Here is a 1468-nt window from a genome sequence, read left to right on the forward strand (position 1 = left end):
CGTACTGGCATCAACCGCCCGCTGATCCGCCACAGTCTTGGCGGCAGCCGCGGCCGCAGCCACGCTGGTCGCATCTGCCACCGCCGCATCCGCGGTGGTCTTGGCCGTCGTGGCGGCGGTGACGGCCTGCTGCGCATCGGCGACCTTCTGATCGGCCGCGGTCTTCGCCGCCAACGCGGCTGCCGCGGCGTTATTCGCAGCTGCCAGCGCTTGATCCGCAGTGGCCTTCACCGCTGCAGCCGCGTCCGCGGCGGTCTTGGCATCAACCGCCTTCTGATCCGCCACAGTCTTGGCGGCAGCCGCGGCCGCAGCCGCGTTAGCCGCATCAGTCAACGCCTGGTCGGTCACAGCCTTGGCCGCCGTCGTGGTGGTGACGGCCTGCTGCGCAGTGCCGACCTGTTGGGCGGCAGCCGTGACGTTGTTGTTGGCGGTGTTCGCGTTGGTCTGTGCCGCATTGCGCGCCGCGATCGCCGCCGGCTCTTGGCTGACCGCGGTTGCCGCGGCGGCATCGGTGGCGGTCTTGGCTGCGGCCGCGTTGTCAGCGGTGGTCTTCGCAGTGGCCTCCGTTGCCTGCGCCTGCGCCACCGCGACATTGCCCGTAGTGAGTCGCTGTTGAGCTCCAGCCAAGAGCGTGCCCAGCGATGTCAGGTTCAACGCGATGCCGACGAGGTTGGTCGTGTAGTAGGTGACGTCGGCCTGGGCCTGATCGCGCTGCTGCTGCGCGGCCACGGTGGCGGTGTGCGCCTGCTGGTAGACGGTCTGGGTGCGCTGCGCCTCGGCAGTGGCGGCTGTCGCATCATCCTTGGCCTTCTGAATGGCGTCGACGACCTTCTGCGCATCGCTCAATGCCTTGTCCGCATTGACTTTCGCCGTGTCTGCGTTCTGTTTGGCGGTGTTCGCCGCGGTCAACGCCGCCTGGGCATTCGACACGGCCTGGTTACTCGCAGTCGCATTGGTTTGCGCATCCGCCAACGCGGCGTCGGCGGTGGCCTTGGCAGCATCCTTGGCAGCCTTATCCGCGTCCGCCGCAGCTTTGGCCGCATCCTTGGCTGACTTATCCGCATTCGCCGCGTCTGAGGCCGACTTTGCTTGTGCTGCTGTCTGATCCGCCGCAGCCTTGGCCGCATCCTTGGCTGACTTATCGGCGTCGGCGGCCGCCTTGGCGGCAGAGGCATCGGCCAAGGCCTGGTTACTGACGGCCGCCGTGGCCTGCGCATTCGTCAACGCGGCATCGGCGGTGCTCTTGGCCGCCAACGCATCCGCCGCAGCCTGATCCGCAGCCACCTTCGACGCATCCTTGGCCGCCTTATCCGCATTCGCCGCATCCGCAACCGACTTCGCCTGACCAGCCACCTGATCCGCAACAGTCTTAGCCGCCAACGCATCCGCCGCAGCCTGATCCGCAGCCACCTTCGACGCATCCTTGGCCGCCTTATCGGCATTCGCCGCATCCGCAGCAGTCTTCGCC

1 pseudogene is annotated in these 1468 nt (G+C 67.6%); it reads right to left on the bottom strand.

Annotated features, from left to right (window positions below):
* Positions 1-1468 (bottom strand): annotated as a pseudogene (locus AB0H22_RS06115) (hypothetical protein); the annotation flags it as partial.

Source organism: Mycobacterium sp. NPDC050853 (genome assembly GCF_040653875.1).
Classification (GTDB): Bacteria; Actinomycetota; Actinomycetes; order Mycobacteriales; family Mycobacteriaceae; genus Mycobacterium.